The organism is Haloferax sp. AB510 (assembly GCF_024136985.1).
GTDB lineage: Archaea > Halobacteriota > Halobacteria > Halobacteriales > Haloferacaceae > Haloferax.
Genome location: NZ_JAMYJY010000253.1, coordinates 1 through 340, shown reverse-complemented (window position 1 = coordinate 340; position 340 = coordinate 1). Strand labels below are relative to the sequence as shown.

Genomic DNA, 340 nt, shown 5'->3' with positions numbered 1-340 from the left:
GACTTCGGTGGCTACCTCGACGGCATCGACGGAGGCTACGAAGACCTCCGCGGTCAGAGCGAAGTCACCATCGAGGTCGGCGCGTCCGGCAACGGAGGTAACCTTGCGTTCGCACCGGCTGGCATCTGGATCGACCCCGGCACGACCGTAACGTGGGAGTGGACCGGCGAAGGCGGCGGCCACAACGTCGTCGCGAGCGAGGGTGCGTCGCTCGACTCCGGCGCGTCCGTCTCCGAGGCTGGGAGCACCTACGAGTTCACGTTCGAGAACGGTGGCATCACCAAGTACCACTGCGTGCCGCACGAGGCGCTCGGCATGCTCGGCGCGGTCGCCGTCGGCG

General features: G+C 68.2%; 1 protein-coding gene. It reads left to right on the top strand.

Translation table 11 applies throughout. The annotated features are described in order from the left end of the window. Positions 1 to 340, top strand: a 340-nt coding sequence (locus NKF06_RS20875) for a halocyanin domain-containing protein (protein WP_253246489.1), incomplete at both ends; no start/stop codon positions are given.